Source organism: Streptomyces sp. NPDC058307 (genome assembly GCF_042880295.1).
Lineage (GTDB): Bacteria > Actinomycetota > Actinomycetes > Streptomycetales > Streptomycetaceae > Streptomyces.
In genome coordinates this window covers 29,015-53,047 of record NZ_JBHVYZ010000034.1, presented here as the reverse complement: position 1 = coordinate 53,047, position 24,033 = coordinate 29,015, and the positions used below count along the sequence as shown (strand labels likewise).

Below are 24,033 nucleotides of genomic sequence, written 5' to 3'. Positions count from 1 at the left end.
GTGGCTGGTCGCGCCCGCGCGGCGGAGCCGCACATCGATGCAGCCCCGCGCCCCTGAGAGGAGATCCAGTCACCGCTTGCGGATGAACCGGGCCGCCGTGGCCGCCGTGGCCAGACCCGCGAGCCCCGCCCCGGCCAAGGTCAGTGCCCTGGCCCTCCGGCTCGGGTCGGCCGGCCGCGCGCCCGGCGCCACGCCGTACGCGCTGCCCGGTGCCCCCGGGACGGCGCTCACCAGCAGCTCCGCCAGGTGCACCGCCTCGTGGTCGCCGCTGTCGAACTCGTGGATCTGGGTGCGGCAGCTGAAGCCGTCCGCCAGGACCACCGTCTCCGGGGGCTCCTCGCGCAGCCGGGGGAGCAGTACGCGTTCCGCGCACGCCTCGCTGACCTCCAGGTGGCCCGGTTCGAACCCGAAGTTGCCGGCGAGACCGCAGCAGCCGGAGTCGAGTCGTTCGGCGTCGACTCCGGCGCGGCGCAGGAGTTCCTGGTCGGCCTGCCAGTCCAGTACCGCGTGCTGGTGGCAGTGCACCTGGGCGAGGGCCTTCGCGGAGCGCTCCGGGACGTGCGGGGGTTCGTAGCCGGGGGAGTGCTCGGTGAGCAGTTCGGCGAGCGTGACCGTCTGATCGCGCAACCGCCGTACGTCACGGTCCGTGGGGAACAGCTCGGGCGCGTCCGACCGGAACACGGCCGTGCAGCTGGGCTCCAGTCCGACCACCAGACCGCCCGCCCGGACATGCTCGGCGAGCCTGCGCACGGTCCTGCCCAAAACCCGCTCGGCGGTCGCGAGTTGTCCCGTCGAGATCCAGGTCAGCCCGCAGCACAGCGGCTCCTCGGGCAGCACGACCCGCCAGCCCGCGTGCTCCATGAGGGTCACGGCCGCCTGTCCGATGTGCGGGTGGAAGTGGTTGGTGAAGGTGTCCGGCCACAGCAGGACGCTGCCGCGCGCCCCGTCGCCGTACGGCTCGTGCCGGGCGAACCACTGCTGCAGTGTCTCGCCGGCGAACAGCGGGATCTCGCGGTTCTCGACACCCGCGAGCGCCACGGCCGCCCTGGACAGCGGCGGGGTGTGGGTCACCGCGTTGACGACGGGCCCGAGCCGGGTGCGCCCGACGGCCTGCGCCACGGCGGGCAGCCAGCCCATGGAGAGATGGGCGCGGGGCCTGCGCCACCAGCGGCCCTCGTAGTGGTGGGAGAGGAACTCCGCCTTGTACGTGGCCATGTCGACGTCCGCCGGACAGTCCTTCTTGCAGCCCTTGCAGGCCAGACACAGATCGAGTGCGTCCCGGACCGCCTCCGACCGCCAGCCGTCCCGGACCGGGCTGTCGCCGTGCCCGTCGAGCATCTCGAACAGCAGCCGGGCCCGCCCGCGCGTGGAGTGCTCCTCCTCGTGGGTGACCTGGTAGGACGGGCACATCACCGCGCCGCCCTCGGTGACGTGCTGACGGCATTTCCCCACGCCCACACAGCGGTTGGCGGCGTCGGTGAAGGAACCGCCGTCGTGCGGGAAGCGGAAGTGCAGGCCGCGGGGGTCGTACGGCGCCCAGTCACCGCCGAGGCGAAGGTTCTCGTCGAGTCCGTACGGCGCCACGACCTTCCCGGGGTTCATCCGGTCGAGCGGGTCGAAGATGGCCTTCAACTGGCCGAAGGCGGTGACCAGTCGCTCCCCGAACATGCGGGGCAGCAGCTCGCCCCGGCTCTGTCCGTCGCCGTGCTCGCCGGAGAGCGAGCCGCCGAACTCGACGACCAGGTCGGCCGCTCGCTCCATGAACCTCCGGTACGCCGCGACCCCGTCGGCGGAGTACAGGTCGAAGGGGATGCGGGTGTGCACACAGCCGTGCCCGAAGTGGCCGTAGAGACTGGGCCCGGTGTCGCTGAGGTAGCCGAACTCGTCGTACAGGCGCTGGAGTCGGCGCAGGTAGTCGCCGAGCCGGTCAGGTGGGACCGCGGAGTCCTCCCAGCCCTCGAAGGTGTCGGGGCGGCCGGGGATGTGCGCGGTGGCGCCGAGTCCGGCCTCGCGGACCTGCCACAACTCCTGCTCGTGGGAAGGGTCGTCGAGGAAGGCGACCTCGGGCTCGTGCTCCGACTCGTGGAGGCCGTCGAGCATGCGGTGGGCGTGCTCGTCGGCGGCCTGCTGGGTGTCCGCGCCGAACTGCACCATCAAGAAGGCGTTCCCCTCGGGGAGTTCGGCGCGGGCCTTGGGGTTGAGGCGCTTGATCCGTTCGTCCCGGATCAGCCGCGCGTCCAGGCCCTCCAGCGCGATCGGCTCGTACGGCAGGATCGTCGGCACCGCGTCCGCGGCCGTCTCGATGTCGGGGAACCCGAGGACGACCAGGGTGCGCTCCCTGACCACCGGCACCAGTTCCAGCTCCGCGCGCACCACCGTGACCAGTGTCGACTCGCTGCCGACCAGCAGCCCGGCGACGTCGAAGCCGTGCTCCGGGAGCAGCGAGTCGAGGTTGTAGCCGGAGACACGGCGCGGGATGTCGGGGAAGCGGGCGCGGATCTCGTCGGCGTAGGTGTCGCGCAGCGCGCGCAACTGCCGGTACAGGGAGGCCCGTAGGTCTCCGTGCCGCTCGATCTCGGCGTACTCCTCGTCGCTGGTCTCCCCGCACCAGAACCGGGTGCCGTCGTACAACTGCACCTCCAGGCGGGCGATGTTGTCGACGACCTTGCCGTACGCCTGCGCGGTGGCCCCGCAGGAGTTGTTGCCGATCATGCCGCCGATGGTGCAGTTGGCGTGGGTGGCGGGCTCCGGGCCGAAGCGCAGTCCGGTCGGGGCGAGTTGGCGGTTGAGTTCGTCGAGGACGATGCCGGGCTGGACGACACAGGTGCGGGAGCCGGGGTCCACGGACTCCAGACGGTCGCAGTACTTCGACCAGTCGATCACCACGGCGGTGTTGGTGCACTGTCCGGCGAGGCTGGTCCCGCCGCCCCGGGACAGCACCGGCGCGTCGTGCTCGCGGGCCACGGCCACCGCCTCCGCGGCCGCTTCGGGGGTACGGGGCACGACCACGCCGATCGGGGTCTGGCGGAAGTTCGAGGCGTCCGTCGAGTAGGCGGCCCGGCTCCCGGCGTCGAAGCGGACCTCGCCGTCGACCCGCTCGTGCAGCGCGCGTTCCAGGGCCCCCGTGTCCGGCGGGGGTGCGTCGGGCCGCCGTACGACAGGGACGGGCAGGTCGGAGGTCGTCATGAGGTCCTCCTTCGGTGTCGGCGCGGACCCCGGCCGGGTACCCGCGACCGCACCGGTGACTACTCCGGCGCCGGCTCCGCGGCGAGGTCCGGCATCAGCGCGCACATCGCCTGGCGCTGCGCGGGGCCCATGAAGCGCCCGAAGGCCTCCTTGACCGTCTCGGCGAGTGCGTCGGAGGCGTCCTTGAGCAGCCCCCGGGCCCTCTCGGTGAGGGCGACCTCGATGCCCCGCTTGTCTCCGCAGACCGACCTGCGGGTGACCAGGCCGGCGTGCTGCAGGCAGGCGATCTGGTAGGTGAGGCGGGTCTTCGGGCGGCCCAGGAGTTCGGCGATCTGTGTCATGCGCAGGGCCGGGTCGGGGTGCGCGCCGAGCAGCGACAGGACCAGGAACTCGTCGTGCGAGACGTCCAGGCGTTCCTTGACTACGGAGCGCAGCTCCTGCTCGACGGCTCCCGTCGCGGCCAGCATCAGCATCCATGCGTGCAGCTCAGGGGGCAGGAGTCCACCGGACGCGGAGGGACATTCGGATGCATCGGCCATGCGTCGAGTGTAGCTGTTGTTCAAATTTGGAGTATGCGCTAGCGTGATGTCATCCAAATTTGGACTACGAAGTGAGGCACCATGACCGTCGCCGTCGAAACCGGAACCTGGCAGCTCGACCGGACCGCCACCACCGTCGCGCTCAAGCACAGGACGATGTGGGGCCTGGTGACCGTGAAGGGCGCCTTCGCCACCGTGGACGGTCAGGGCGAGGTGCGGGCGGACGGGTCCGCGGTCGGCACCGTGACCCTCGACGCCGCCTCCCTCGACACCAAGAACCCCAAGCGCGACGCACACCTGCGCGGTGCCGACTTCTTCGACGTCGACAACCACCCCGAGATCACCTTCGCGGTGCGCAGCGCCGAGCTGCGGGACGGCGACCAGGTGCACGTGATCGGCCAGCTCACCGCGCGCGGCGTCAGCCGCCCCCAGTCCTTCACCGCAAAGGTCGGCGACGTGAGCGCCGACGCGGTCACGCTGAACGCCGAGTTCTCGGTGGACCGCGACCAGTTCGGCCTGGGCTGGAACCAGCTGGGCATGATCCGCGGCCTGACCACGGTCACCGCCTCGCTCCGCTTCAAGCGGTCGGCAGCGTGATGTAGGTGCTCGACAGCGTCTGCGGCGAGGACGTGAACACCCGGAGCCGGATCCGCCGACCCGGCTTCGGGAGGGCGTACGTCCCCCCGGGCGGCCGCAGCTCATAGGTCACCGTCGCGTGCGCGGCCAGCGTCCTGGGCCCCCGCAGGACCGAGAAGTACGGATACATGCCCTGACCCCGGGTGAGGGTGAAGTGGGGCGTGAGGGCCTCGTCGTCCGTGTTGGTGACACGGAGGGTCAGCCGGGAGAGCGTGCGGTCGTCGTGCCGCACGGAGGTGACCTCCATGCGCAGGGGCGGTGCCCCGGTGGCCGCCAGCGCCGCGCTCGCCAGTGCCGGACTCAGCAGCAGGACGGCCGCGGCGATCCGCACCGGACGCCGGAGCGGGCCGGCGAGCCGACGGGTGAACGGCTGCCAGGCCCCCGCGAACTCCGCCGCGGGCGCGGTGACCGCCGCCGCCAGCCACAGCGGGGTCATCATCAGGTAGTAGCCGTCCTGCGAACGCGTCGCCAGCCAGAAGGCCAGCCACGGCAGCACGGTCGCCGCCGGGCCGAGGCGGCGCACGAACAGCACGAACAGCGCCAGCAGACCGGCGAGCAGCAGCAGACTCGCGTACCCGTACCAGTCGAGCCGGTCGCTGCCGCCCGTGAGATACAGCGACACGCCCACCAGGCCCTGGCCGTGCAGCACCGCGCCCTGGATCAGCGGCAGCACAATCCCCTTCAGCCACGCGACCGGCTGGATCACGACGAAGTACGCGTTGATCAGCAGCCATACGCCGGCGGCGACCCCGGCGAGCCGCAGCACCACCAGACCCGCCGCCCGCGCGCCGAGCTCCCCGCGCCGCACCGCGTAGATCCCGGCGAGCAGGAACGGAGCCAGGAACCACGGCAGTTGCTGCGCCGCGCACGCCGCGCCCAGACAGGCGGCCTGCGCCACCCCGGCCGGACCCAGCCGCCCGCCCCGCCCGATCCGGGGCCAGCGCACCACCACCGGCACCAGCAGGGCCAGCGCCAGGATCGCCGGGTACCCGAGCCGGCCGTACATCGGAATCATCGAGAATCCCAGGCACGTCATGGTCGCCGCCGACCGCCACGGCGTGGGCAGCAGCCACCACAGCACGACCGTACCGACGAGCAGCGCGCCCGTGGTCATCGCTATGGCCGGCAGCCCGCCGTGGCCGAGCCACAGCAACGGGGCGGTCAGCAGGGGGGCGAGCGGGGGATAGCCGTACGTGTAGTCGTAGCCACCCGTGACGGTCGGGGTGACCGCGACGCCGTTGCCGCCGAAGAGCCAGGGCCAGGGACGGCCGTAGATCCCGTGCCCGGCGACCAGGTCGCGGGCCGCCTGGGCGGTGAGGACGGACTCGTCGGAGCCGCGATGGAACAGCACGAACGCGCACAGGGCGAGCGTCAGGCCGGTCACCAGCACGCACAGGTCCACGCGCGCGAGGGACCGCCTGTCGCGCACGACCAGGGCCAGGACACCGCAGACGAGGATCGAGGCGTAACAGACCGAGATGACCGCGGCCACGGCGGGCCGGTGCGTGGCCGCCTGGGTCCACACCGCGCGCGTGCCGATGAACAGGCTGAGGTCCGCGAGCAGCGTCAGGACGCGATGCCACTGCGTGGGAGGTTCCGGGGCGGTGGACACCGCCGGCTGGGTCGGCCGGCCGGGTGCCGACAGCTGAGTATCTGCCAGGAGCACGGCACCGGACGCTAATCGGACCCGGTGAGCGAGGTGGCGGCGGAGGCCAAGAGTCCGGTGTGAGGGGGGTAAGACCCATTCGTCATGGTCGGGGATGACGTGATTGTCCGCCGAGTCCGTCGCGGACCGTGTCGCTGTTGGGCCGAACGGGTGACTTGGCGTAAGAATTGGCTGGTGCAGGCATTGAAGGCGAGTCGGAGCGGGGGCAACCGGTGAACAGGTACGACGTCACCGATGAACAGTGGGAGGGGCTCGCCCAGGTCGTTCCGTTGCGCGGGCGGGACGCGTGGCCGTCCGCGGTCGACCACCGGTCCGTGCCGGAGGCCGTGACCGAGGCCCGGCGCCGGTTCGTGGTCCTGCGGATCAACGTCTTCGCGGACGCCCGCGAGGTCGCCGAGACCCTGATGGCAGGCATCCCGGTCCTGCTCGACCTCACCACCGCGGAGACGGACGTCGCCAAGCGGGTCCTCGACTTCAGCACGGGGGTCGTGTTCGGACTGGCCAGCGGGATGCACCGGGTCGACCGGAACGTGTTCCTGCTCACTCCGGCCGGCACCGAGGTGACGGGGCTGATGGAGAGTGCGGGGATGCCGGGGGCGTAGCGGTTGGTTGGAGGCGGGGTGAGGCGGTTACGGGTCGGCTTGGTGGTCCGGGATCGGGTCCGTTCCGGCCTCCGCTCGGTCGACGTGGGGGCGGGCCGCTTCAGGACGGACGTCACGCCCGGCCGGGACGGCGTTCGCTCGTTCGTGGGAAGGGCGCCGCGGAGGAACGGTTCGCCCGGTGGCGGAGTCCTACGGTCCGGATATGCGTGTGTCCCCCACCTCCTCCATCGTGCCGGCTCGGTCCGCGTCGCCGCTCGCGGAGCCGCCGCAGCGTCGGCCCGACCGGCCCTGCCTCACCGAACTGCGGCTCTCCGCGTACGCCGGGCACCGGCGGGCCGGGCTGCCGCTCGGGCCGCTGACCCTGTTCGCCGGGCCCAGCGGGAGCGGCAAGACCAGCGCGCTCAGGGCATACGAGGCGCTCGCAAGGCTCGGTGGCGGCGCGAGCCTCGACGAGGCGTTCCCCCGGCCCGTCGCCTGTGTCCCCGACCGGGCCCGCCCCGACGCACAGCACCGCCGCGGCTTCCGGATCGGCTGCACGGCCGACGGTCCCGAAGGCCCGGTCCGGCTCGACGTCGCCGTCCAGGCCGAGCCCGAACTGCGCATCGTGGGAGAGCGGTTGACCTCCGGCGGGCTCGTCCTGCTGGAGACCGCCCTGCGCGACCCCTCCCGCCGGTCCGTACAGGCCGCCTGGCACACCGCCGGGACCGCGCCGGTCACCCGCGCCCCGCTCCCGGACGACCAGCTCGGCACCCCTCTCCTGCCGCTGCGCGTGGCCGGCAAGACGGACGGACAGCGGCGCGTCCTCGCCGCCGCCGAACAGATGGTCGTCGCCCTGCGCTCCGTCTTCGGCTGCGACCCACGGCCCGGACGCATGCGCCTGCCCGTCCCCACCGGTTCCGGACGACTGCTCGGCGGCTGCGACAACCTCGCCGACGTCCTGTGGCGCACCCGCACGGAGTGCGGCCGACGGCACGCGCAACTCGTCGCCGCGGTGCGCGCCGGATGCGCGGGACCGGTCGCCGACGTGCTCGCCGAACCCCTGCCCGCCGGCCTGGTCCGGGCCCTGCTCGACCGCGGGGACGGCAGCCGGACCGAGCTCGGGCGGCTGGGCGACGGCGAGTTGAGGTATCTCGCCCTGGCCCTGGTGCTGCTCACCGGCCCCGGGGTGCTGGAGGTCGACCCGGCCGGTGAGGTGCCCGCGGCGATGCAGACGCTCACCGTGCTCACCGACAACCTCGACCGGAGCCTGGACCCACGGCAGCGCACCGAACTGCTGCGGCTGGCCGTGCGGATGTGCGAGCGCGGGCACATCCGGCTCGTCGGCGCGGTGAGCGACGCCTCGTGGACCGCAGGGGTGGACGGGGTCACGGTGGTACACCTGGAGCCGTGACAGAACCTCTCGACGTGGCGAAACTGCAGCGCCGCCTGGCCGACTTCGCGGCGGCCCGCGACTGGCAGCCGTACCACACCCCCAAGAACCTCGTCGCCGCGCTCAGCGTGGAGGCCTCCGAACTGGTCGAGATCTTCCAGTGGTTGACGCCCGAGGAGTCGACGCGGGTCATGGACGACCCGGACACCGCGCACCGCGTCACGGACGAGGTCGCCGACGTCCTCGCGTATCTGCTCCAGCTGTGCGAGGTGCTCGGCGTCGATCCGCTGGCCGCGCTGGACGCGAAGATCGACCGCAACGAGCGGCGGTTTCCGGCACCCTGAGGAAGGACTCAGTCCACTTTCACTCTCCGTGATGAAAAGCGGCTCCGAGACCGATTTGTTGTCCACAGATTTCCGTCTACCTCTGGTTTTTCGTTCCAGGCGACCTCACTCTGGGTAGTGGACAAGGGAGTTCGGGCCGACGTGCCCGGGGTACGTCGCGACAGACGGGGGCAGCCGATGGACGCGGTGCGGCTCATCGTGACGAGCAGGCGTGCCCTGGCCGGGGGCGGCGAGGCGCCTCAGGTCATGGCGGAGGTGTGGCAGGCGCAGGCCCTGGCCCAGGCGATAGGGAGCCGCCTCGCGGTCGCCGGGCCCCCCGAACTCAGGGGCGAGGCCCTGGGGTTGACCGAGCTGGCGGGCCGGGGCTGCGGGGTCCTGGACCGTCCCGACATCGCCGTGGCGCAGTTGCGGGCCGCGCAGCTCACCGAGCTCGGCGATGCCCGCCAGGCCCTTCTCTACCTCGGCGGCCTCCTCGGTGAGGTGGGCATAGCCCTGGTCGGCCTCGCCAGCGCGGCCGACGACGAGACGACGTACTGGCAGTGCATGGAGGCGATCGACGCGGCGGACGAGGCGCGGGACCGGGTGCTGCAGATGCTGCGAAGACTGGCGGACCGGGGGGAGGAGTTGCCGGAGGCGGGGTGACTCTTGCTCTGACCGCATAGGTTCACCGGGTTCTGTGGCCTGCCGCTGTGTGATTGCTCAGGGACTGTTCGCGGTCGCCCAGGACCGGAACAAGGCGAGGGCTTCGGTGAGGTTGCCGGGGCCGCATCTGGCGTGAAAGGTCTTCTCGGAAGTCCAAGCCCAGACCCAGTCGTAAGGGTTGCGGTTGACGTCCTGGCGGGGGTACTCATGTTGCTCCAGGTCCGTCTCCTCCAGGTCGATGGTGACGGTCCAGCCGGGGTTATCGAGCGTGGCGATCTTCACGCCCCACTCGTGCTCCCAGTCCTCGTTGCACTGCGCGGCGTACAAGTTCTGCAGCCAGTCAAGAACACTCTCCGAGTTGCTCACGACAGGGAATGCTAGTGCTCTGACCATAGGTTCGCCGGGTTGCTCAGGCCGCGGTGGCGAGGGGGCGTCCGCCCCAGCGGATGCCCTTCTCGCTGCGGATGCGGGCGCGTTCCTTGCGCTCGGCGGCCAGGACGTCGCGGTGGCGGGCGTTGGCGTTGCGCCAGCGCAGGTAGGCGTGCAGGGCCCGTGTCTGGACGGTGTGGTTGGGGTGGTTCGAGTTGGCGATGGTGAACTGCCTCAGCGGTCCGAAATGCGCCTCGATCGGGTTCGCCCACGAGGCATAGGTCGGGGTGAAGCACAGCTCGACCTTGTGTTTCTTCGCCCAGCGGCGGATGTCGGAGCCTTTGTGGGCGGACAGGTTGTCCATGATCACGTAGATCGGTGCGCCGTCGGGCCGGGCAGTGCGGATCGACTTCAGCGCGGCCAGCGTGTTCACGGCACCTTTCCTGCGGCGGTTGACACCCCACAGGCGGTCGTCGCCGACCGAGTAGCAGCCGTGGAAATAGCGCACCCCATGGGTGCGGTGGTGGGTGGCGGGCACCCGGTCGGGATGCTTGCGTGCGGCCCAGCACGAGCCTGTGGTGGGTCGGATTCCGAGCGGGCCGAACTCGTCGAAGGCGAACACCCGGTCCGGGAAGCGGTCCAGGACCTCCTCGATCCGGTCCAGCTTCGACTCACGGTCAGGGTCGGGGGATTCCTTCCATGTCTTGGTGCGCTGGAAGGTGACACCGCGGCGGGCGAGCAGACCGCGTAACGCCTCGCGGCCGATGCGGATCACCCGGCCGTGGACTTTCCGCAGGTAGGCGACGAGTTTGCGCAGCGACCAGCGGGTGAAAGGCTGGCCGAGCTTGGTGGGGCGAGTGGTGGCCGTCTGGACGACGAAATCCTCGTCGTCACGACTGAGCAGGCGGGGACGGCCTCCCGCCCACTGAGGGTCCAAGCAGGCCAGGCCGATCTCGTTGAACCGGTGGATCACATCTCGGACGGTGTCCTCATCGGCCTGCACGAGCTGGGCGATCACCGGCACCCGGTTACCGCCGGCCGAGGCCAACAGCATCATCGCCCTCCGGTACCGCACCGAGGTGGTGCTGCCCCGACGCACAATCTGCTGCAGCCGTTGCCCCTCTTGGTCGGTCAGTCTGCGCACACGGACAGGCTCAGCCACCGCACCTCCAGCGGTCGGATCGGACGTCACCGCACATCCAACCGCCACCACCACCAACCCGGCGAACCAACGCGGTCACGGCACTCTTCGGCTGCGGGTCCGGTGGTGGGTTGTTGCGCAGTTCCCCGCGCCCCTAGGTGGGTACAGCTGGGCCTGCTCCGAGTGCACCCACTCAGGGGCGCGGGGCTGTGACATCAGCGGCTCCGCCGCGGGGCGCGACCAGCCACGACGCACCCGTAGCCGAAGACCGTCCTCGGCCGACCCCCTCCTCACCAACCCCCCGCCCCGAACCCCCGCCCCCCTGAAGATCCGCATCCAGCGCCGAAAGATCCGCGTTCACCCGCCGCCATCAACTCCTCCATCTGCTGCAGCAACCCTTCGGCTGCCCAGCCCCCGCAGTCAGCGGCACGGTTTCGTCGGACATGACGGCCTCCTCGGCCCAAGGATCCCGGCGGGGGGACCGACGCGGGTAACGGATCACGCACCGGCGACGACAAGCCGGTTCCGCCTGAGCCAACGATCACCAAAGGGCTCGGTCACTGGCGGGGCCACCGGGACCGGTGGGACCCCGGCGCACTCCTGCGTGCAGGATGGAGTCATGGATCTCCGCATCTTCACCGAGCCCCAGCAGGGCGCGAGCTACGACACCCTCCTCACCGTGGCCAAGGCCACCGAGGACCTCGGCTTCGACGCGTTTTTCCGTTCCGACCACTTCCTGAAGATGGGTGACGCCGACGGCCTCCCCGGCCCCACCGACGCCTGGATCACCCTCGCCGGCCTCGCCCGGGAGACCAAGCGCATTCGCCTCGGCACCCTGATGACCGCGGCCACCTTCCGGCTCCCCGGCGTCCTCGCCATCCAGGTCGCCCAGGTCGACCAGATGTCCGGCGGCCGTGTCGAACTGGGCCTGGGCGCCGGGTGGTTCGAGGAGGAGCACACGGCGTACGGCATCCCGTTCCCGAAGGAGAAGTTCCCCCGCCTGGAGGAACAGCTGGCGATCGTCACCGGCCTGTGGGCAACCGAACCCGGCGAGACCTTCGACTTCCACGGCGAGCACTACGAGCTCACGAAGTCGCCCGCGCTGCCCAAGCCCGCCCAGGACAGGATCCCCGTACTGATCGGCGGTCACGGCACGACCCGTACCCCGCGCCTCGCCGCCCGCTACGCCGACGAGTTCAACATGCCGTTCGCCTCGCCGGAGGACAGCGAGACCCAGTTCGGCCGGGTCCGTGCCGCCGCCCGCGAGGCGGGCCGCGCGGCCGACGCGATCACCTTCTCCAACGCCCTCGTCGTCTGCGTCGGCAAGGACGACCAGGAGGTCGCCCGTCGCGCCGCGGCGATCGGCCGTGAGGTCGACGAGCTCAAGACCAACGGCCTGGCCGGCACCCCCGCCGAGGTCGTGGACAAGATCGGCCGCTACGCCGCCGTGGGCTCCCGCCGCCTCTACCTCCAGGTCCTCGATCTCGACGACCTGGACCACCTGGAGCTGATCTCCGCGCGGGTCCAGTCGCAGCTGTCGTAGAGCTGCGCCTCCTGGTTAATCGAAGGCGCAGGTGGGACCCCCTGTGGGAAGCTGGGAGCGTCGTCCTGCCGAGCCCCCGGGATCACCGTCTCGGGGGCTTTCGCGCGCGCGGCATCCTGTCCCGTCCACCGGCCGGAAAGGCCACTCGCATGTTTCTGACGATCAGTACCACCGGCACTCCCGAGCATCCCGCCACCGACCTCGGCTTCCTGCTGCACAAGCATCCCGAGAAGGCGCAGGCGTTCTCCACCTCCTACGGCAGGGCGCACGTCCTGTATCCCGAGGCGGACGATCAGCGCTGCACGGCGGCGCTGTTGCTGGAGGTCGACGCGGTGGCGCTGGTCAGGCGCGGCAAGGGCAAGGGACGCGGCGGCGCCCCGGACGCGGCACTCGCGCAGTACGTCAACGACCGTCCTTACGCGGCCTCTTCGCTGCTCGCGGTGGCGCTGAGCGCGGTGTTCTCCAGCGCGATGCGCGGGGTGTGCACCACCAGGCCCGAACTCCCTTCGCAGCCGCGGCCGTTGCGCGTCGAGGTGCCCGCGCTTCCGGCCCGTGGCGGTCCGGAGCTCGTACGGCGTCTCTTCGAGCCGCTCGGCTGGGACGTGACCGTCGAACCGGTCGCGCTGGACACCGAGTTCCCGGAGTGGGGCGACTCGCGCTACGTCCGCCTCGAACTGGAGTCCACGCGGCTCACCGTCGCCGAGGCCCTGCGTCATCTGTACGTCCTGCTCCCCGTCCTCGACGACGCCAAGCACTACTGGGTGGCCTCCGACGAGGTCGACAAGCTGCTCAGGGCCGGTGAAGGCTGGCTGCCCGCGCACCCGGAGCAGAAGCTGATCACCAGCCGTTACCTGTCCCGCCGCTGGTCGCTGACGCGCGAGGCGATGGAGCGCCTGGAACTGGTGCGGCTCGCCGAGGCCGACGACAGCGAGGTCGAGGACATCGACAACGCCGTCGAGGCGGAGACCGAGACCGAGGAGAAGCCGACCCCGCTCGCCGTCCAGCGGCGTGAGGCGATCCTGGAGGCGCTGCGCGCCGCCGGTGCCGCCCGCGTCCTCGACCTCGGGTGCGGCCAGGGCCAGTTGGTGCAGGCGCTGCTCAAGGACCCGAGGTTCACGGAGATCGTCGGCGTCGACGTGTCGGTTCGGGCGCTCACCATCGCCTCCCGGCGGTTGAAGCTGGACCGCATGGGGGAGCGGATGGCCTCCCGTGTCCAGCTCTTCCAGGGCTCGCTGGCCTACACCGACAAGCGGCTCAAGGGGTACGACGCCGCCGTGCTCAGCGAGGTGATCGAGCACCTCGACCTGCCCCGGCTGCCGGCCCTGGAGTACGCGGTGTTCGGCGCGGCCCGCCCGCGGACCGTCCTGGTGACGACCCCGAACGTCGAGTACAACGTCCGCTGGGAGTCGCTCCCGGCCGGGCACGTCCGGCACGGCGATCACCGCTTCGAGTGGACGCGGCAGGAGTTCCGGTCATGGGCGTCGTCGGTGGCCGAACGGCACGGCTACGAGGTGGAGTTCGTCCCGGTGGGGCCGGACGACCCGGAGGTCGGGCCGCCCACTCAGATGGCTGTTTTCGAGATGAGCACAGCAGTGATCAGGACCGAGAAGGAGGCGAAGGCGGCATGACCGAGACCCAGCGCACGGGACGGACTCTTCCCGTCACCGACCTCTCCCTCGTCGTCCTCGTCGGCGCCTCCGGCTCCGGCAAGTCCACGTTCGCCCGCCGCAACTTCAAGCCGACCGAGGTGATCTCCTCGGACTTCTGCCGGGGCCTGGTCTCCGACGACGAGAACGACCAGGGCGCGACGAAGGACGCCTTCGACGTCCTGCACTACATCGCGGGGAAGCGCCTGGCCGCCGGCCGCCGCACGGTCGTCGACGCGACCAGCGTGCAGTCGGACTCCCGACGGCAGCTGATCGACCTGGCCAGGCAGTACGACGTGCTGCCGATCGCCATCGTGCTCGACGTGCCCGAGGAGGTGTGCGCCGAGCGCAACGCGGCCCGCAGCGACCGGGCCGACATGCCGGTCCGGGTCATCAAGCGCCACATCCGCGAGCTGCGCCGCTCGCTCCGGCACCTGGAGCGCGAGGGCTTCCGCAAGGTGCACGTCCTGCGCGGGGTGGCGGACATCGAGAACGCCACCGTCGTCACCGAGAAGCGTTTCAACGACCTGACCCACCTCACCGGCCCCTTCGACATCGTCGGCGACATCCACGGCTGCGCCCTGGAACTGGAGTCGCTGCTCGGCAAGTTGGGCTACGTCGACGGCGTCCACCCCGAGGGCCGTACCGCGGTCTTCGTCGGCGACCTCGTCGACCGCGGCCCGGACAGCCCCGGTGTGCTGCGCCGCGTGATGGCGATGGTCAAGTCGGGCAACGCGCTGTGTGTGCCGGGCAACCACGAGAACAAGTACGGCCGTTACCTCAAGGGCCGCAAGGTCCAGCGCACCCACGGCCTCGCGGAGACCATCGAGCAGATGGAGAGCGTCTCGGACGAGTTCCGGGCCGAGGTACGGGAGTTCATCGACGGCCTGGTCAGCCACTACGTCCTCGACGGCGGCCGCCTGGTCGTCTGCCACGCCGGTCTGCCGGAGAAGTACCACGGCCGCACCTCCGGCCGGGTCCGCTCGCACGCCCTGTACGGGGACACCACCGGTGAGACCGACGAGTTCGGGCTGCCGGTGCGCTACCCGTGGGCGGAGGACTACCGCGGCCGGGCGGCCGTGGTCTACGGCCACACCCCGGTCCCGGAGGCGACCTGGCTCAACAACACGATCTGCCTGGACACCGGCGCGGTCTTCGGCGGGAAGCTCACGGCGCTGCGCTGGCCGGAGCGGGAGCTGGTCGACGTACCGGCGAAGCAGGTCTGGTACGAGCCGGTGAAGCCGCTGAAGTCCGAGGCGCCCGGCGGGCACGACGGCCGGCCGCTGGACCTGGCCGATGTGCACGGCCGCAGGGCGGTCGAGACCCGGTACCAGGGGCGGGTGGCGGTCCGCGAGGAGAACGCGGCCGCGGCCCTGGAGGTCATGAGCCGCTTCGCGGTGGATCCGCGGCTGCTGCCGTACCTCCCGCCGACCATGGCACCGACGGCGACCTCGCGTGTCGAAGGCTTCCTGGAGCACCCGGAAGAGGCGTTCGCACAGTACGCCGGGGACGGTGTCGAGCGGGTCGTGTGCGAGGAGAAGCACATGGGCTCGCGGGCGGTGGCCCTGGTCTGCCGGGACGCGGAGACGGCCCGCAGGCGCTTCGGCGTCGACGGTCCGACGGGTTCGCTGTACACGCGTACCGGCCGCCCGTTCTTCGACGACGAGTCGGTGACCGAGGCGATCCTGGACCGCTTGCGCGAGGCGATCGGCGAGGCGGGCCTGTGGTCCGAACTCGACACTGACTGGCTGCTGTTGGACGCCGAGCTGATGCCGTGGTCGCTGAAGGCCTCCGGTCTGCTGCGGTCGCAGTACGCGGCCGTCGGCGCCGCGTCCGGAGCGGTGTTCCCCGGCGCGCTGGCCGCGCTCCAGGGCGCCGCGGACCGGGGCGTGGACGTGACGGACCTGCTGGCCCGCCAGCGTGAACGGGCCGACGCGGCAGGCGCGTTCACGGAGGCGTACCGGCGCTACTGCTGGACCACCGACGGCCTGGACGGCGTCCGCCTGGCGCCGTTCCAGATCCTCGCGGTCCAGGGCCGCAGCCTCGCCGGGCTCCCGCACGACGAGCAGCTGGCCCTCCTTGACCGCCTGGTGGAGCACGACGGCACGGGCCTGCTCCAGACGACCCGGCGCCTCTACGTCGACACCGGTGACCCGGAGTCGGTGCGGGCGGGCGTCGACTGGTGGCTGGAGATGACCGGCCGCGGCGGCGAGGGCATGGTCGTCAAGCCGCTCGGCGCGGTGGTCCGCGGCACGGAGGGCCGTCTGGTCCAGCCCGGCATCAAGTGCCGTGGCCGGGAGTACCTGCGGATCATCTACGGTCCCGAGTACACCCGTCCGGAGAACCTCGACCGGCTGCGCAAGAGGTTCCTGAACCACAAGCGCTCCCTCGCGATCCGTGAGTACGCCCTCGGCCTGGAGGCCCTGGACCGGCTGGCGGAGGGCGAGCCGCTGTGGCGGGTGCACGAGGCGGTGTTCGGGGTGCTGGCGCTGGAGTCGGAGCCGGTCGACCCACGGCTGTGAGCCACGAGCCCGGGGGTGAGGGGTGACCTGTCGGTCGCCCCTCACCCCACCAGCCGCAACCGCTCCCCGCACACCCCCACCTCCACCGTCTGCCCCCACGTCAGCTCCAGCGAGTCGCCCTCCATCCCGTCCCCGAAGGCGACCAGGCGTTCGGACTCGACGGTGAGGCGGAGGCGGGCGGGGGCGGGGAGTTCGCCGGCGGTCAGCAAGGTGCCGGTGGCCGGGGAGGGCCAGGCCTCGCGGACGAACCAGACCAGGCGGGTCTCCGTCGGGGCCGGCAGCCGTAGGGCGGCGCCCCGCTCCTGCCACACGGACCGGAGCCAGCCCGTGGCTCCGGTCCCCGTCCCCACCAGCACTCCGGAGGAGGCCTGGGCCTCGACGACACCCCCGTCGCCCTCCAGGCCCAGGCGGTATCTGGCGGTCTGGTGTCCGGCGGCGCCCAGGTAGATCTCGTTCAGCGCGACGAGCCGCTGGGTGTCGTCCGCCACGGCCTCGACCATCGTCAACTCGTCGACGCTCGCACCGGCCACCGCTGTCAGCAACTTGGCCGTGTCCCCCGGTCGGTGCCGCACCAGGACACCGGGGTTGCGGCCGGGCTCGGTGTCGATGCCCAGCACCGGCTGGCCGGAGAGGTACTTGGCCACGTTCGCCACGAGTCCGTCCTGGCCGACCACGATCACGACGTCCTCAGGAGCGAACAGGAAGCGGTCCAAGTCGGCTCGCTCCACATGGGCTTGACGCCAGGTCAGCGGAATCGCCGAGGTCACCTCGGCGAGCGCCCGCCGGGTGCGCTCGTGGCGTTCGGCGACCTCTCCGATGTCCCGGCCCCGGGAGGAGAGGAAGAAGGCGGCCTGGCCGTGGGTGCCGTGGTGGGCCACCAACTCCACGTACTCGGTGGTGCGATGGACCAGCACCGCCCGTGGCGCGAGACTCACTCCGGCTCCCGTGCGCCCAGCTTGGCCAACAGCCCCGTCAGCACGTCCGGGGAGATCGTCACGCTGTCGATGTGCGGCAGGTTCTCCGCGAGCCGGGTCCCGGTGAGGGCGTGCAGCGTGGCGACGTCGACCTCCGCGTGCACCCGCAGCCAGGCGGCCTGCGCCTGCGCCTTGGCGTCGCCGACCGCGCGCACTCCGTCGGCCTCCGCGCGAGCCAGCCGTACCGAACGCGTCGCCTCCGCCTCGGCCCGTACCGCGTCCGCCGCCGCGTGCTCCTCGGCCTCCCGGCGGGCGTTCGTGCCCCGCTGGTCCACCAACTGCTCCTCGCGGCGTGCGAGTTCGATCTGGCTGTCCAGTTCGTTCTCGGCGATGGCCCGCTCGCGCTCCACGGCGACGGCCCGCCGTTCGTAGGTGGCCCGGTCGGCCTCCTGCTGGATCTGTTCGCGGGCCGGGGTGCGCAGGGCCCGTTCCACCTCCGGTTCGGGACGCAGTGCCATCACGCGTACGGCGACCACCTCGATGCCGGTGGCCGGCAGCCGGGGCTCGGCGTCCAGACCGGCCGCGACCCGCTCGCGTACCGCCGCCACCCCGTCGACCAGGGCGACGGACAGGGGAGTGCGGGCCAGTACGTCGAGCGCGTGCTGCTGGGCCGTCTCCGTGAGCAGCGTGCCCAGCTGCTCCAGGGGCGCGCCCCGCCACACCCCGGTGTCCGGGTCGATCGAGAAGTCCAGGCGGGCGGCGGCGAGGGCCGGGTCACTGATCCGGTAGGTCACGGTCGCCTGTACCGCCACGTCCTGGAAGTCGGACGTACGGGCGTGGAAGGTCATGGCCAGCTCGCGGTCGTCCACCGGGACTTCGGAGAGCGCGGCCGTCAGCGCGCGGAACCAGAAGCTGGTCCCGGGACCGTCGTGCAGCAGTGTGCCGCCGCGGTGGTGCCGGATGTGCGCCGTGGGTGCGCCGCGCAGATGGCGCCAGCCGAGGCGCCGGGTGATGTCGGCCATCGAGTCCCCTCTTTTCGTCTGTTGGACGATAACCGGAAGGGCGAGTTGTCGTCAAGGGGACGAGAACAAGAAAGCCGGGCGGACCACGGGTCAAGCGGCCCCTCGTTGGTCAGGATGGAGGCATGGGATTCCATGTCGACTCCGAGACCGGGCGGCTCAGCCGCGTCATCCTGCACCGGCCGGATCTCGAGCTCAAAAGGCTCACCCCCAGCAACAAGGACGCACTCCTCTTCGACGACGTGCTGTGGGTGCGCCGGGCGCGCGCCGAGCACGACGGGTTCGCCGACGTACTGCGCGACCGCGGTGTCGCCGTACACCTCTTCGGTGACCTGCTCACCGAGTCCCTGGAGATCCCGGAGGCCCGGTCGCTCGTGCTCGACCGGGTCTTCGACGAGAAGGAGTACGGCCCGCTGGCCACCGACCACCTCCGCGCCTCCTTCGAGGCGTTGCCCGCCGGAGAACTCGCGGAGGCGCTCGTCGGCGGTATGACCAAGCGGGAGTTCCTGGAGGCACATCCGGAGCCGACCTCCGTGCGCTTCCATGTCATGGACCTGGACGACTTCCTTCTCGCCCCGCTGCCCAACCACCTCTTCACCCGCGACACCTCGGCCTGGATCTACGACGGGGTCGCCGTCAACGCCATGCGCCGGCCGGCCCGCCGGCGCGAGACGGTCCACTTCGAGGCGATCTACCGCCACCATCCGCTCTTCCGTGACGAAACGTTCCACGTCTGGTCGGAGGGGCAGGCCGACTACCCGTCCACCATCGAGGGCGGCGACGTCCTCGTCATCGGCAACGGCGCCGTCCTCATCGGCATGAGTGAACGGACCACGCCCCAGGCCGTCGAGATGCTCGCGCACAAGCTGTTCGCCGAGGGCTCCGCGCACTCGATCGTCGCCCTCGACATGCCGAAACGGCGGGCGTTCATGCATCTCGACACCGTGATGACGATGGTCGACGGTGACACCTTCACCCAGTACGCCGGGCTCGGCATGCTCCGGTCGTACACCATCGAACCGGGCGTCGGCGACAAGGAGCTCAAGGTCACCGACCACCCGCCGGAGCACATGCACCGCGCGATCGCCGCCGCGCTCGGACTGAGCGAGATCCGGGTCCTGACCGCCACCCAGGACGTGCACGCGGCCGAGCGCGAGCAGTGGGACGACGGCTGCAACGTCCTCGCCGTCGAGCCGGGTGTCGTCATCGCCTACGAGCGCAACGCCACCACCAACACCCATCTGCGCAAGCAGGGCATCGAGGTCATCGAGATCCCGGGCAGTGAGCTGGGGCGGGGCAGGGGCGGGCCGCGCTGCATGAGCTGTCCGGTGGAACGGGCGGCCGTATAAAGAACGCGCGGGCGCATAGTCGTACAGTTGCCTGTATAGAAATGCTGAACTTCGTATAGACTTCCAAGGTCCGTCTGATCACGTACCTCTGGAGCGCCCCCCATGGCGACTGTCCCCACCGCCCTCGCCGGGCGCCACTTCCTCAAGGAGCTCGACTTCACGGCCGGGGAGTTCCTCGGCCTCGTCGAGCTGGCAGCCGAGCTGAAGGCCGCCAAGAAGGCGGGGACCGAGACCCGGTACCTGAGCGGGAAGAACATCGCGCTGGTCTTCGAGAAGACCTCGACGCGCACGCGCTGCGCGTTCGAGGTCGCCGCGGCGGACCAGGGCGCCTCGACGACCTACCTGGACCCGTCCGGCTCGCAGATCGGGCACAAGGAGTCCGTACGTGACACCGCGCGCGTGCTCGGCCGTATGTACGACGGGATCGAGTACCGCGGGGACAGCCAGCAGAAGGTGGAGGAGCTGGCCGCGTACGCCGGGGTGCCGGTCTACAACGGGCTCACCGACGACTGGCACCCCACGCAGATGCTGGCCGACGTGCTGACGATGACCGAGCACACCGCGAAGCCGGTCCGGGAGATCGCGTTCGCGTACCTCGGTGACGCGCGGTTCAACATGGGCAACTCGTATCTCATCACCGGTGCCCTGCTGGGCATGGACGTACGGATCGTCGCCCCGAAGGCCTACTGGCCCACGCAGGACGTCGTCGAGCGGGCGCGGGCGCTCGCCGTGGACAGCGGGGCGCGGATCACCCTCACCGAGTCACTGGAGGAGGGCGTGCGGGGGGCGGACTTCGTCGTGACCGACGTCTGGGTCTCCATGGGCGAGCCGAAGGACGTGTGGGACGAGCGGATCGCCGCGCTGTCGCCGTACGCGGTGACCATGGACGTGCTGCGGGCCACGGGCAACGCGGACGTCAAGTTCCTGCACTGCCTGCCCGCCTTCCACGACCTCGGTACGAAGGTCGGGCAGGAGATCTTCGAGACCCACGGCCTCGAATCCCTGGAGGTCACGGACGAGGTGTTCGAGTCGGCGCACTCGATCGTCTTCGACGAGGCGGAGAACCGTCTGCACACGATCAAGGCGGTGCTGGTCGCGACGCTGGCCTGAGCTCAGGCCGGGTGCCATTGCGGCGGCACCACCGCGAGACGGAACCACACCGCCTTGCCGGTCTCGGTCGGGCGGTGACCGCACGACGAGCTCAGCGCCCTGATCAGGAGCAGCCCCCGGCCGTGCTCCTGCCAGGGGTCCGGCTCCCCGGCGTCCGGCCGGGTGAGGTGATCCGGGGGTGCCGGGTCCGGGTCGTGCACCTCCACCTGGCAGCCGGTCGGCAGCAGCTCCACGACCAGCTCTATCGGGGTGTCGCCGGCCGTGTGCTCCACGGCGTTCGCCACCAGCTCGGCCGTCAGCAGCTCCGCGGTGTCGCAGTCCGCCCCGTGCTCCAGCTCGGTCAGCGCGGCGCGGACCAGAGCGCGCGCCACGGGCACGGCCGCGGCGGAATGCGGCAGCGCGATGCGCCAGGACGCGGAGGCTGGGGGGCGATCTTGCAAGGCGGTTCCGTTCATGAGCAGGCTGTCCTGCTTTCAACCCGATGAATGGTACGGCGCCGTCGGCAGAGTCGTCCGGCGGGCACCGTACGGGACCTTCGGCCCCGTTGGCAGGCGGCTTACCCGTAGCAACGGCTTGCCTCCCGCGGCTGATCCCGCCGTTGCCGGTCTGTCGACGAGCCGTGACGGATGTGACGGGGCCAGGTCACATCCGGACACCTCTCACACCCCTATCGCGGACTCATGACGACAGTCAAAGATGAGTGATAGCTTCGTAGGGCAGAGCGCACCTGGAACCTCGCCACTCGCACGTCGTCCGAGCACTCCCAGCACGAGGAGGCCGCACGATCATGAGCCCCTTCACCGGCTCCGCCGCCCGCACCCCCGACTGGCAGCACCTGCGCGTCGACCTCGCCGACGGCGTCGCCACGGTCACCCTCGCCCGCCCCGACAAACTCAACGCGCTCACCTTCGGCGCCTACGCCGACCTGCGCGACCTGCTCGCCGAGCTGTCCCGCGAGCGTTCCGTGCGCGCCCTGGTCCTGGCCGGCGCGGGCCGCGGCTTCTGCTCCGGCGGTGACGTCGACGAGATCATCGGCGCGACCCTCGCCATGGACACCGCCCAGCTCCTCGACTTCAACCGGATGACGGGCCAGGTGGTGCGGGCCGTACGGGAGTGTCCGTTCCCGGTGATCGCGGCCGTGCACGGGGTGGCGGCGGGCGCCGGCGCGGTCCTCGCCCTGGCGGCGGACTTCCGGGTGGCGGACCCCTCGGCCCGCTTCGCCTTCCTGTTCACCCGGGTCGGCCTGTCCGGCGGCGACATGGGCGCGGCCTATCTGCTGCCCCGGGTGGTCGGCCTCGGCCACGCCACCCGTCTCCTCATGCTCGGCGAACCGGTCCGCGCCCCCGAGGCCGAGCGCATCGGCCTGATCAGCGAACTGACGGGGGAGGGCGGCGCGGACGGGGCAGCCCAGGCCCTGGCCCACCGCCTGGCCGAGGGCCCGGCCCTGGCGTACGCCCAGACGAAGGCGCTGCTGACGGCGGAGCTGGACATGCCGCTGGCGGCTTCGGTGGAACTGGACGCCTCGACCCAGGCCCTGCTGATGAACGGCGAGGACTACCGGGAGTTCCACGCGGCCTTCACGGAGAAGAGGCCGCCGAAGTGGAAGGGGCGGTGATCATGTCCACTTCCGTTCGGCGCATCGCGGTCATCGGTGGCGGCCCCGGTGGGCTGTACGCGGCAGCGCTGCTGAAGCGGCTCGACCCCGGGCGTGAGGTCACCGTGTGGGAGCGCAACGCCCCCGACGACACCTTCGGCTTCGGCGTGGTCCTCTCCGACGAGACCCTCGGCGGCATCGAGCACGCCGACCCGGTGGTCCACGAGGCGATGCAGGCCGACTTCGTCCGCTGGGACGACATCGACATCGTGCACCGGGGCGTCCGGCACACCTCCGGAGGGCACGGATTCGCCGCCCTCGGCCGCAGACGACTCCTGGAGATACTGCACGACCGCTGCCGCGCGCTCGGCGTGGACCTCCGATTCCGTACGCAGGCCCCGGAGGGTCTCGAAGAGACGCACGACCTCGTCGTCGCTGCCGACGGAGTCAACAGCAGCACCCGTGGGGCGTGTGCACATGTGTTCCGCCCCCATGTGACCCCGCACCACTGCCGCTACATCTGGCTCGCCGCCGACTTCGCCTTCGAGGCCTTCCGGTTCGAGATCGCCGAGACCGAGCACGGCGTGATGCAACTCCACGGCTACCCGTACTCCTCCGACGCCTCCACTGTGATCGTCGAGATGCGCGAGGAGGTCTGGAGGGCCGCTGGCTTCGACGAGGCCGGCGCACAGGAGTCGGCGGAGAGCTGCGCCAAGATCTTCGCCGAAGCGCTCCGCGGCCGCCCCCTGCGCTCCAACAACTCCACGTGGACCACCTTCCGTACGGTGGTCAACGAACACTGGTCGCACGGCAACACCGTGCTGCTCGGCGACGCGGCCCACACCGCCCACTTCTCCATCGGCTCCGGCACCAAGCTCGCCGTGGAGGACGCCCTCGCCCTTGCCGCCTGTCTCGAGGAACAGCCGTCGTTGGCACAGGCGTTGGCGGCCTACGAGGCGGAGCGCAAACCCGTCGTCGCCTCCACGCAACGCGCCGCCCGCGCCAGCCTGGAGTGGTTCGAGAACCTCGGCCTGTACCTCGACCAGCCGCCCCGCCAGTTCGCCTTCAACCTGCTCACCCGCAGCCGCCGGGTCACCCACGACAACCTGCGCCTGCGCGACGCCCGCTTCACCGGTGCCGTGGAACGCGAGTTCGACTGCCCGCCGGGCACGCCCCCGATGTTCACCCCGTTCCGGCTGCGTGGTCTGACCCTGCGCAACCGGGTCGTGGTGTCGCCGATGGACATGTACTCCGCCACCGACGGCATCCCCGGCGACTTCCACCTGGTCCACCTGGGCGCCCGGGCGCTCGGCGGCGCCGGACTGGTGATGACCGAGATGGTGTGCGTCTCGCCCGAGGGGCGCATCACGCCCGGCTGCACCGGCCTCTACAACGGCAGACAGGCCGCGGCCTGGAAACGGATCACCGAGTTCGTGCACACGCGGTCGCCGGGCACCGCGATCGGTGTGCAGCTCGGCCACAGCGGCCGCAAGGGCTCGACCAAGCTGATGTGGGAGGGCATCGACGAGCCGCTGCCCGAGGGCAACTGGCCGGTCGTGGCGCCGTCCCCGATCCCGTACAAGCCCTCCAACCAGACCCCGCGCGAGCTCGGCCGTGCCCAACTGACCGACATCCGCGAGCAGTTCACGCAGGCCGCCGTGCGGGCCGCCCGAGCCGGCTTCGACCTCCTCGAACTGCACTGCGCCCACGGCTATCTGCTCTCCGGCTTCCTCTCCCCGCTGACCAACCACCGCACGGACGCCTACGGCGGCTCCCTCACCAAGCGCCTGCGCTTCCCGCTCGAAGTCTTCGACGCCGTCAGGGGAGTGTGGCCACAGGAAC

Annotated in this window: 20 protein-coding genes; 12 read left to right on the top strand and 8 right to left on the bottom strand. The window is 71.1% G+C overall.

Translation table 11 applies throughout. The annotated features are described in order from the left end of the window. Nucleotides 1–69 precede the first annotated feature (69 nt). A complete protein-coding gene (locus ACFVYN_RS23815) occupies nucleotides 70–3,186 on the bottom strand; it encodes an FAD-binding and (Fe-S)-binding domain-containing protein (RefSeq protein ID WP_390001623.1) in 3,117 nt (1,038 codons plus the stop codon). A 59-nt stretch (nucleotides 3,187–3,245) separates the two neighbouring features. After that, a complete protein-coding gene (locus tag ACFVYN_RS23810; protein ID WP_390001621.1) occupies nucleotides 3,246–3,725 on the bottom strand; it encodes a MarR family winged helix-turn-helix transcriptional regulator in 480 nt (159 codons plus the stop codon). An 81-nt stretch (nucleotides 3,726–3,806) separates the two neighbouring features. Between ACFVYN_RS23810 and ACFVYN_RS23805 the strand changes: the two genes are divergently transcribed. Then, entirely contained in the window at nucleotides 3,807–4,322 is a 516-nt protein-coding gene (locus tag ACFVYN_RS23805; protein ID WP_390001619.1) for a YceI family protein, read from the top strand. Here ACFVYN_RS23805 and ACFVYN_RS23800 read toward each other — a convergent pair. Then, nucleotides 4,303–5,973, bottom strand: coding sequence for a hypothetical protein (locus tag ACFVYN_RS23800; protein ID WP_390001617.1), 1,671 nt, complete (start codon nucleotides 5,971–5,973; stop codon nucleotides 4,303–4,305). The genes ACFVYN_RS23805 and ACFVYN_RS23800 overlap by 20 nt on opposite strands. A gap of 266 nt (nucleotides 5,974–6,239) precedes the next feature. Here ACFVYN_RS23800 and ACFVYN_RS23795 point away from each other — a divergent pair, with 266 nt between their 5' ends. The 4 genes from ACFVYN_RS23795 (at nucleotide 6,240) to ACFVYN_RS23780 (ending at nucleotide 8,984) form a co-directional block, all read left to right on the top strand. Next, nucleotides 6,240–6,629 carry a cell division protein SepF gene (locus ACFVYN_RS23795; protein WP_390001615.1) on the top strand — a complete coding sequence of 130 codons (390 nt, stop codon included), beginning with the start codon at nucleotides 6,240–6,242 and terminating at the stop codon, nucleotides 6,627–6,629. A gap of 202 nt (nucleotides 6,630–6,831) precedes the next feature. After that, nucleotides 6,832–8,019, top strand: a complete 1,188-nt coding sequence (locus ACFVYN_RS23790; RefSeq protein WP_390001613.1) for an AAA family ATPase — start codon at nucleotides 6,832–6,834, stop codon at nucleotides 8,017–8,019. Next, nucleotides 8,016–8,342, top strand: coding sequence for a nucleotide pyrophosphohydrolase (locus ACFVYN_RS23785; RefSeq protein ID WP_390001611.1), 327 nt, complete (start codon nucleotides 8,016–8,018; stop codon nucleotides 8,340–8,342). Before ACFVYN_RS23790 ends, ACFVYN_RS23785 begins: the two co-directional genes overlap by 4 nt. A gap of 177 nt (nucleotides 8,343–8,519) precedes the next feature. Further along, nucleotides 8,520–8,984: a DUF6099 family protein gene (locus ACFVYN_RS23780; protein ID WP_390001667.1), complete on the top strand. Its 465-nt coding sequence runs from the start codon at nucleotides 8,520–8,522 to the stop codon at nucleotides 8,982–8,984. Between the two features lie 57 nt (nucleotides 8,985–9,041). On the opposite strand, the gene ACFVYN_RS23775 is transcribed toward ACFVYN_RS23780, so the two are convergent. Continuing rightward, on the bottom strand, nucleotides 9,042–9,350 hold the full coding sequence (locus tag ACFVYN_RS23775) for an immunity 53 family protein (protein ID WP_390001609.1): 309 nt from the start codon (nucleotides 9,348–9,350) through the stop codon (nucleotides 9,042–9,044). Nucleotides 9,351–9,393: 43 nt separating this feature from the next. Continuing rightward, nucleotides 9,394–10,515 carry an IS630 family transposase gene (locus tag ACFVYN_RS23770; RefSeq protein WP_390001607.1) on the bottom strand — a complete coding sequence of 374 codons (1,122 nt, stop codon included), beginning with the start codon at nucleotides 10,513–10,515 and terminating at the stop codon, nucleotides 9,394–9,396. Nucleotides 10,516–11,113: 598 nt separating this feature from the next. Between ACFVYN_RS23770 and ACFVYN_RS23765 the strand changes: the two genes are divergently transcribed. The 3 genes from ACFVYN_RS23765 to ACFVYN_RS23755 all read left to right on the top strand — a co-directional run bounded on the left by ACFVYN_RS23765 (nucleotide 11,114) and on the right by ACFVYN_RS23755 (nucleotide 16,205). Continuing rightward, a complete protein-coding gene (locus tag ACFVYN_RS23765) occupies nucleotides 11,114–12,037 on the top strand; it encodes an LLM class F420-dependent oxidoreductase (protein ID WP_390001605.1) in 924 nt (307 codons plus the stop codon). 149 nt (nucleotides 12,038–12,186) lie between these two features. Next, nucleotides 12,187–13,665, top strand: coding sequence for a 3' terminal RNA ribose 2'-O-methyltransferase Hen1 (locus tag ACFVYN_RS23760; RefSeq protein ID WP_390001603.1), 1,479 nt, complete (start codon nucleotides 12,187–12,189; stop codon nucleotides 13,663–13,665). Then, the gene (locus tag ACFVYN_RS23755) at nucleotides 13,662–16,205 is read left to right on the top strand and encodes a polynucleotide kinase-phosphatase (RefSeq protein ID WP_390001601.1); all 2,544 of its coding nucleotides are present in this window, start codon (nucleotides 13,662–13,664) and stop codon (nucleotides 16,203–16,205) included. The genes ACFVYN_RS23760 and ACFVYN_RS23755 overlap by 4 nt, the downstream gene beginning before the upstream one ends. 41 nt (nucleotides 16,206–16,246) lie before the next feature. Here ACFVYN_RS23755 and ACFVYN_RS23750 read toward each other — a convergent pair whose 3' ends face one another. Further along, on the bottom strand, nucleotides 16,247–17,140 hold the full coding sequence (locus tag ACFVYN_RS23750; protein WP_390001599.1) for a hypothetical protein: 894 nt from the start codon (nucleotides 17,138–17,140) through the stop codon (nucleotides 16,247–16,249). Beyond that, nucleotides 17,137–18,141, bottom strand: a complete 1,005-nt coding sequence (locus ACFVYN_RS23745; protein WP_390001597.1) for an SPFH domain-containing protein — start codon at nucleotides 18,139–18,141, stop codon at nucleotides 17,137–17,139. Before ACFVYN_RS23745 ends, ACFVYN_RS23750 begins: the two co-directional genes overlap by 4 nt. A 122-nt stretch (nucleotides 18,142–18,263) precedes the next feature. Here ACFVYN_RS23745 and ACFVYN_RS23740 point away from each other — a divergent pair, with 122 nt between their 5' ends. Both ACFVYN_RS23740 and argF read left to right on the top strand, forming a co-directional pair. Then, a complete protein-coding gene (locus tag ACFVYN_RS23740) occupies nucleotides 18,264–19,487 on the top strand; it encodes an arginine deiminase (RefSeq protein ID WP_390001596.1) in 1,224 nt (407 codons plus the stop codon). Nucleotides 19,488–19,589: 102 nt separating this feature from the next. Next, a complete protein-coding gene (gene argF / locus ACFVYN_RS23735; protein ID WP_390001594.1) occupies nucleotides 19,590–20,597 on the top strand; it encodes an ornithine carbamoyltransferase in 1,008 nt (335 codons plus the stop codon). A gap of 2 nt (nucleotides 20,598–20,599) precedes the next feature. Here argF and ACFVYN_RS23730 read toward each other — a convergent pair whose 3' ends face one another. Continuing rightward, nucleotides 20,600–21,052: an ATP-binding protein gene (locus tag ACFVYN_RS23730; protein WP_390001592.1), complete on the bottom strand. Its 453-nt coding sequence runs from the start codon at nucleotides 21,050–21,052 to the stop codon at nucleotides 20,600–20,602. Nucleotides 21,053–21,384: 332 nt separating this feature from the next. Here ACFVYN_RS23730 and ACFVYN_RS23725 point away from each other — a divergent pair, with 332 nt between their 5' ends. Both ACFVYN_RS23725 and ACFVYN_RS23720 read left to right on the top strand, forming a co-directional pair. Then, nucleotides 21,385–22,212: an enoyl-CoA hydratase family protein gene (locus ACFVYN_RS23725; RefSeq protein WP_390001590.1), complete on the top strand. Its 828-nt coding sequence runs from the start codon at nucleotides 21,385–21,387 to the stop codon at nucleotides 22,210–22,212. A gap of 2 nt (nucleotides 22,213–22,214) precedes the next feature. Continuing rightward, nucleotides 22,215–24,033 (top strand): FAD-dependent monooxygenase (locus ACFVYN_RS23720; protein ID WP_390001589.1); only part of this gene is annotated, 1,819 nt, incomplete at its 3' end.

Excerpts from the sequence above, each read along its gene's own strand:
- ACFVYN_RS23815 (WP_390001623.1), bottom strand. The coding sequence starts at position 3,186 with ATGACGACCTCCGACCTGCCCGTCCCTGTCGTACGGCGGCCCGACGCA.
- ACFVYN_RS23810 (WP_390001621.1), bottom strand. The coding sequence starts at position 3,725 with ATGGCCGATGCATCCGAATGTCCCTCCGCGTCCGGTGGACTCCTGCCC.
- ACFVYN_RS23805 (WP_390001619.1), top strand. The coding sequence starts at position 3,807 with ATGACCGTCGCCGTCGAAACCGGAACCTGGCAGCTCGACCGGACCGCC.
- ACFVYN_RS23790 (WP_390001613.1), top strand. The coding sequence starts at position 6,832 with ATGCGTGTGTCCCCCACCTCCTCCATCGTGCCGGCTCGGTCCGCGTCG.
- ACFVYN_RS23780 (WP_390001667.1), top strand. The coding sequence starts at position 8,520 with ATGGACGCGGTGCGGCTCATCGTGACGAGCAGGCGTGCCCTGGCCGGG.
- ACFVYN_RS23765 (WP_390001605.1), top strand. The coding sequence starts at position 11,114 with ATGGATCTCCGCATCTTCACCGAGCCCCAGCAGGGCGCGAGCTACGAC.
- ACFVYN_RS23760 (WP_390001603.1), top strand. The coding sequence starts at position 12,187 with ATGTTTCTGACGATCAGTACCACCGGCACTCCCGAGCATCCCGCCACC.
- ACFVYN_RS23755 (WP_390001601.1), top strand. The coding sequence starts at position 13,662 with ATGACCGAGACCCAGCGCACGGGACGGACTCTTCCCGTCACCGACCTC.
- ACFVYN_RS23745 (WP_390001597.1), bottom strand. The coding sequence starts at position 18,141 with ATGGCCGACATCACCCGGCGCCTCGGCTGGCGCCATCTGCGCGGCGCA.
- ACFVYN_RS23740 (WP_390001596.1), top strand. The coding sequence starts at position 18,264 with ATGGGATTCCATGTCGACTCCGAGACCGGGCGGCTCAGCCGCGTCATC.
- argF (WP_390001594.1), top strand. The coding sequence starts at position 19,590 with ATGGCGACTGTCCCCACCGCCCTCGCCGGGCGCCACTTCCTCAAGGAG.
- ACFVYN_RS23730 (WP_390001592.1), bottom strand. The coding sequence starts at position 21,052 with ATGAACGGAACCGCCTTGCAAGATCGCCCCCCAGCCTCCGCGTCCTGG.
- ACFVYN_RS23725 (WP_390001590.1), top strand. The coding sequence starts at position 21,385 with ATGAGCCCCTTCACCGGCTCCGCCGCCCGCACCCCCGACTGGCAGCAC.